We start from the raw sequence: 5,129 nt of genomic DNA, 5'->3' as shown, positions 1-5,129 counted from the left end.
TGTAACTGATAACTGATAACTGATAACTGATAACTGATAACTGATAACTGACGGTCATAGTTAATTTTTAGGTAGAGAAGAATCTTTTAATTCAAAATAAGCTTGTACTTCTTCTTTCCAGAGTTGATATTTTTCTTGAATTAGTTGATATTGACTGGCAAAATCGAGGGGCAAATCAACGAGATTGGTATCGATATCGGATTGCACTAATTCCCGTTCGATCAGGGTTTCTCGGATAAATTTTAAACATTCTTGTCTGAAAGTTTCCGCTTGATCAATAATTAGCTGGACTTGATTAATTGCTCGATCATACAAGGGGGTTTGTGAATGAAAAATTTCGGAAGATGCGGCCAGATTTCGCAGTCTATGTAATTGATTTTTCTTTTCTACTAAACTGGCAATTTTGGGGTTAATTTCAAAAAGTAAGGTTTTCACCAGAGGAGCCAAGCGGCGAGTGTTAGTATAATCGTAGTTATTAAGGTCTGATTTAATCAGGTGTACCTGTTGTAAATCGACGGTAATATCGTGGAATTGTATCTCGGTTTCGGTGATGGTGGGATGAATCGTTTTAACTTTCCAAGTAGTAACAGAAGTCAACTGCTGGTGATTGCTATTAACTATTTGCCGCTCCATTTTCAGCACATCGAGGGGAATACTATAAAGTTTTTTCTCAGGAATATAGATGACATCACTACCGAGAATGCGATCAATTTTAGGACGACGATATAAGTAATGATACAGGAATCGATAAAAGCTTTTACTACCTTGAAATATCTGGGTAAATAACCAAATTTTCCAGCTGAATAACCCGCTAAGAAAGCGTCCGAATAGATGGGAATTCGAGGAGGGGTTATTCATGAAATTCCGTTATCAGTTATCAGTGAGGGATTGGGGGTTTGGTTCTTTTCAGTGAGCGGTAAATAGTAAACAGTAATCAGGGATAAAGATGAAGATAACTAACTAACTAATTAACTTAAAACTTACATCTGATAACTGATAACTGATCACTGATCACTGATCACTGATTAAGGACGTTCTCCGGGTAGATTTTTTGACGATGTTGGTTTCGATCTTACCTGTTGACGACCGTTGCGGATAACTTGTAACATTTCCCCTAATTCTCGATCGAGATGTTCTAAAACCGCTTCGGCATAGTCGTCAGCGCCTTTTTGAATTTCATGACATTCAGCTTGGGTTTTTTGTCGTAACTGTTGCACTTCCTGCAAGGTGCTGTGACGCATCTGTTCGATTTCATCGAGGGTTTGTTGTTGCAAGGATTCACACTCCTGCTGAACCCGTTGACGAATTTGGGCCGCTTGCCGTTCTGCTTGTTGAATAATACCGGACTCATCGAGAATTTGGGCGGCTCTTTGTTGAGCGGAACGAAGGACTTGTTGAGCGTATTCCTCCGCTTTAGTGATAATTTCCTGTTCTTCCTGCAAAATTGCTAAAGCTTTCTGTACTGCTGGTGGCACGGTTTCATAGATGAGATCGATCTGTTCGGCTATCTGTCCCTCATCGATGATTGTCCAACGGGTGAGGGGGATATGGAAACTATCAAAAATCATCTCTTGCAGACGCGCCAAATCCTGATAGATATCGAAATCGACGGGTGGACTGGGAACCCCACTATTAGAAGTGTTAGGTACTGCTTTTCTGCGATCATTAGGTTCTCGGCGCGCCATAGGTTCAGATCGTCCTCATTGCTGTATTCTAGTATGTTAACTGTAGTATGAGTAAATATCTCTAGAAACGTTTTCTGGGACTAGATGGGTGACGGAGCCACCGAATTGAGCGATTTCTTTAACCACGCTACTACTTAAAAAACTATATTCTTTGGTGGTGGCTAAAAAAACCGTTTCGATCCCTTCCCAGAGGGTTTTATTGGTATGGGCCATTTGCAGTTCTTTTTCAAAGTCTGAGAGGACTCGCAACCCCCGCAACAGCACCTTAGCGCCTTTCAATCTGGCATATTCAACCGTCAATCCTGAAAAACTGTCTATCTCAACGTTTTTCAGGTGTTTTGTACAGTAACTGATCTGTTCTATGCGTTTTTCGACGGTAAATAAGGGGTTTTTATGGGGATTGCAAAGAACTGCCACGATTACTCGCTCGAATAGTGGCACACTGCGTTCGATAATATCTAAATGACCGAGTGTAACTGGATCGAAGCTGCCGGGGTAGATGGCGATCATTTCTCAACCTGCACACCTCGCCAAAAAGCGATATATCCTTTGATATTTTGGGCTTTTGGTTTAGGATCGGGATAATACCAAGCGGCATCTTTATTGTCCTGTCCATTTACCCTGAGAGTATAATAACTAGCCTCTCCCTTCCAAGAACAAATGGTATGGGTGTTACTGGATTGAAAATATTCAGCTTTGATGGTATCGGGGGGAAAATAGTAGTTTCCCTCGACAATTTCGCAGTTATCGCTTTCGGCTACCACTGCACCATTCCAAATCGCCTTTGCCATGGCACTAACTCCTAGTTCTGGTTCAAAATTATCTTACAACAGAGTTTGTAAATGTTGAACCAGTTGGTTAACCTGCACCACTCCCTCGATTCGATCGATCGGTTGACCATTTTTAAAGACTACTAAAGTCGGTAAAGCTTGAATACCGTACTTAGTGGCTAAATTAGGATATTTGTCTGTATCAATTTTGACAATTTGTAGGCGATTTTTGAAATACATTCCCGTTTGTTCTAGAATCGGAGCCATCATTTGACAAGGACCGCACCAAGTGGCATAGAAATCCACTAACACGGGGAGATTAGTGGATTGCAACAGTTGCTGAAAACTGGAAAACTCTTTTTTGACTGCCATAAATTGTCACCTCGCCAGAAAAATAGCCTTTTTCCTACTATAGCTTTTCTAGATGTTCCTTGATTTCTCCAGAGTGGTCATCGATCACTGGGAAAATGCTAAGTTAGGTAAAGACTCGACAGCCAACTCTCCATGAACATCCTAACCAAGCTGCTTTTTCCCGAAACTAAAACTCCAGAGCAAGTAGGTTCGCCGCGAGTACAGAAAAGCCGCCGGGGAATCGAGACTAAATCCGCCGCCGAAATCGTGATTATGCGACAAGCGGGTAAAATTGCCGCCACAGTCCTTAAGGAAATTGCCGAGATCGCTCAACCCGGGATGACGACGGCGGATTTGGATGCCTATGCGGAACAACGTATCCGCGAAATGGGTGCTACTCCCAGTTTTAAAGGTTATTATGGCTTTCCTGCCTCGATTTGTGCCTCCGTCGATAACGAAGTCGTTCACGGTATCCCTAGCCCGAAAAAACGCCTCAAAGCCGGTTCTGTGTTAAAGGTAGATACGGGGGCCTACTACCAAGGTTATCATGGGGATTCCTGTATCACGATCGCGATCGGTTCCGTCTCTCCAAAAACCGAAAAATTAATCTGCGTGGCGGAAGAAGCTTTATATAAAGGCATAAATCAGGTAAAAGCGGGCAATTATCTGCTCGATATTGCGGGAGCGATCGAAGATCACGTTCAAGCTAACGGTTTCCAGGTAGTAGAAGATTTTACCGGCCATGGAGTCGGCAGAAATCTCCACGAAGAACCCTCGGTATTTAATTTTCGCACTAATCAGTTACCCAATGTCAAACTCCGCGCCGGGATGACTCTGGCAATTGAACCAATTGTCAACGCGGGATCTAAACATACCAGAACTTTGCGCGATCGTTGGACGGTGGTGACGATGGATAATGCTCTCTCCGCTCAGTTTGAGCATACTGTCTTAGTAACCGCCACGGGGTACGAAATCTTAACCGAGCGCAATAACCTATAAAATTGTCTATCTAGGCATAATGGCAGAATCAAAGATTTTTTGCTCCGGAATCTTAATTGGAAGTTTGTTTAGCGGCAGGATTTAGTCAAAATGTTTAAAAATATCGTTGTTGCCTTAGATTGTGGGGAATTATCGGATCGAGTCCTTGATTCCTTGAATTCCCTTTCTCTAACGGCAAATTCTTGCATCATCCTCACCCATATCCTCGGCAAGGAGGGAGATGAATCGCCAGTTGATCGCCCTCACCCCTCCCGTGAGATCATTGAAGATCAATTGCGCTGCTATCAATCCCAGATTGCTGCCCCTAGTGAAATCGAGGTCATCTTTGGTGATCCAGCGGAGGAAATTATTCGTTTAGCTAATATCTATCATGCTGATCTGATCGTGATCGGCAGCCGGGGATTAACGGGAGTTCAACGGGTGATCGAAGATTCTGTTAGTAGTCTCGTGGTGGCAGAAGCTACCTGTTCAGTATTGGTGGTAAAAGCATAGCAGCCAGCATTCAGCTAGAAAAGGTACTCTGGCAAGAGTGCCTAAGTAGTCTTGATCATCACTGCTGACTAAAATTTGCAAATCTTATTTTTCCCCAATGTTTTCCCCCATACATTCCCCAGTATTTCCCCACTCACTCCCAAGTTTTCCACAGTTTACCCAGACTTTTCCACAGGCAACAGCGATAGAATCGGCACTTGCTTCGAGAAAAAATTAATCTTGATTGTCAAAATTCCCATCGATAGATACTGAGTTACTGTTAAGTTGAGTAAATAAAATCTAGCTCTAACCCTTATTCCCTCGTAAATATTAAGTTTTTCTAAAGCATTCCTTTACATCTGGTAATATTGCAACTCCCCCCAACTTGGCTCACAATAGTCCTTACTGTCCACTGCACCAGTCAGGGATTTCCCCACTTCAGATTTAGAGGTAAACGATATGAATACATCAGTCAGTATCTTGGCAGAAATCCCCGAAATCCTCCACCAATCCCTACAACAATATCTAGAAACTCACCCCGGTTGGGATCAAGATGGTGTGTTTACGGCGGCTCTATCATTTTTTCTACTTAATTGTCAATCCTCCGAAAGGATGAATTTTGAGGAGCAAAATAGCTGTGCCAAGGTTTATCTAGAAACTTTGTTCCAGCGCTCGGAGTGCTAATTCGGGGATAATAAGAGTCGGGTCATGGTTAAAAACCCGATTTTCCCCTATGAATTCCGATAAAACCCCTAATTTAATCATTCCTCAGCTAATTATCGGTTTGGGTAATCCCGAACCCAAATATGATCGCACCCGTCATAATATCGGTTTTGAAGCTGTGGACTCATTA

General features: G+C 42.6%; 8 protein-coding genes and 1 pseudogene. 4 read left to right on the top strand and 5 right to left on the bottom strand.

The window, feature by feature from the left end; translation table 11 throughout:
• Window positions 1-60: 60 nt before the first annotated feature.
• The 5 genes from PX636_RS03105 to trxA form a co-directional block, all read right to left on the bottom strand.
• The gene (locus PX636_RS03105; RefSeq protein ID WP_288116190.1) at window positions 61-858 is read right to left on the bottom strand and encodes a hypothetical protein; all 798 of its coding nucleotides are present in this window, start codon (window positions 856-858) and stop codon (window positions 61-63) included.
• Window positions 859-1,025: 167 nt separating this feature from the next.
• Window positions 1,026-1,685: an ATP synthase subunit B family protein gene (locus tag PX636_RS03100; protein ID WP_004163116.1), complete on the bottom strand. Its 660-nt coding sequence runs from the start codon at window positions 1,683-1,685 to the stop codon at window positions 1,026-1,028.
• A gap of 36 nt (window positions 1,686-1,721) precedes the next feature.
• A complete protein-coding gene (coaD, locus tag PX636_RS03095; protein WP_002758057.1) occupies window positions 1,722-2,195 on the bottom strand; it encodes a pantetheine-phosphate adenylyltransferase in 474 nt (157 codons plus the stop codon).
• Window positions 2,192-2,476 carry a DUF427 domain-containing protein gene (locus tag PX636_RS03090; RefSeq protein WP_004163118.1) on the bottom strand — a complete coding sequence of 95 codons (285 nt, stop codon included), beginning with the start codon at window positions 2,474-2,476 and terminating at the stop codon, window positions 2,192-2,194. Before PX636_RS03090 ends, coaD begins: the two co-directional genes overlap by 4 nt.
• Before the next feature lie 33 nt (window positions 2,477-2,509).
• A complete protein-coding gene (gene trxA / locus PX636_RS03085; RefSeq protein ID WP_288116189.1) occupies window positions 2,510-2,827 on the bottom strand; it encodes a thioredoxin in 318 nt (105 codons plus the stop codon).
• Window positions 2,828-2,959: 132 nt separating this feature from the next.
• Here trxA and map point away from each other — a divergent pair, with 132 nt between their 5' ends.
• The 4 genes and pseudogenes from map to PX636_RS03065 all read left to right on the top strand — a co-directional run.
• Window positions 2,960-3,805 (top strand): type I methionyl aminopeptidase, encoded by an 846-nt coding sequence (gene map / locus PX636_RS03080; protein WP_125731675.1) that lies wholly within the window; start codon window positions 2,960-2,962, stop codon window positions 3,803-3,805.
• A 90-nt stretch (window positions 3,806-3,895) separates the two neighbouring features.
• Window positions 3,896-4,297, top strand: coding sequence for a universal stress protein (locus PX636_RS03075; RefSeq protein ID WP_288116188.1), 402 nt, complete (start codon window positions 3,896-3,898; stop codon window positions 4,295-4,297).
• Window positions 4,298-4,735: 438 nt separating this feature from the next.
• Window positions 4,736-4,960: a DUF2811 domain-containing protein gene (locus tag PX636_RS03070; RefSeq protein ID WP_002800048.1), complete on the top strand. Its 225-nt coding sequence runs from the start codon at window positions 4,736-4,738 to the stop codon at window positions 4,958-4,960.
• 49 nt (window positions 4,961-5,009) lie between these two features.
• Window positions 5,010-5,129 (top strand): annotated as a pseudogene (locus tag PX636_RS03065) (aminoacyl-tRNA hydrolase); the annotation flags it as partial.

Origin of the sequence: Microcystis sp. M53598_WE2, assembly GCF_030067735.1 — a bacterium.
Taxonomy (GTDB): Bacteria; Cyanobacteriota; Cyanobacteriia; order Cyanobacteriales; family Microcystaceae; genus Microcystis; species Microcystis aeruginosa.
The sequence above is the reverse complement of the archived record's forward strand: the minus strand, read 5'-3'. Positions and strand labels throughout refer to the sequence as shown.

Bases quoted from the DNA above. Each gene is read 5' to 3' on its own strand.
- PX636_RS03105 (WP_288116190.1), bottom strand. From the start codon at position 858: ATGAATAACCCCTCCTCGAATTCCCATCTATTCGGACGCTTTCTTAGC.
- PX636_RS03100 (WP_004163116.1), bottom strand. From the start codon at position 1,685: ATGGCGCGCCGAGAACCTAATGATCGCAGAAAAGCAGTACCTAACACT.
- coaD (WP_002758057.1), bottom strand. From the start codon at position 2,195: ATGATCGCCATCTACCCCGGCAGCTTCGATCCAGTTACACTCGGTCAT.
- PX636_RS03090 (WP_004163118.1), bottom strand. From the start codon at position 2,476: ATGGCAAAGGCGATTTGGAATGGTGCAGTGGTAGCCGAAAGCGATAAC.
- trxA (WP_288116189.1), bottom strand. From the start codon at position 2,827: ATGGCAGTCAAAAAAGAGTTTTCCAGTTTTCAGCAACTGTTGCAATCC.
- map (WP_125731675.1), top strand. From the start codon at position 2,960: ATGAACATCCTAACCAAGCTGCTTTTTCCCGAAACTAAAACTCCAGAG.
- PX636_RS03075 (WP_288116188.1), top strand. From the start codon at position 3,896: ATGTTTAAAAATATCGTTGTTGCCTTAGATTGTGGGGAATTATCGGAT.
- PX636_RS03070 (WP_002800048.1), top strand. From the start codon at position 4,736: ATGAATACATCAGTCAGTATCTTGGCAGAAATCCCCGAAATCCTCCAC.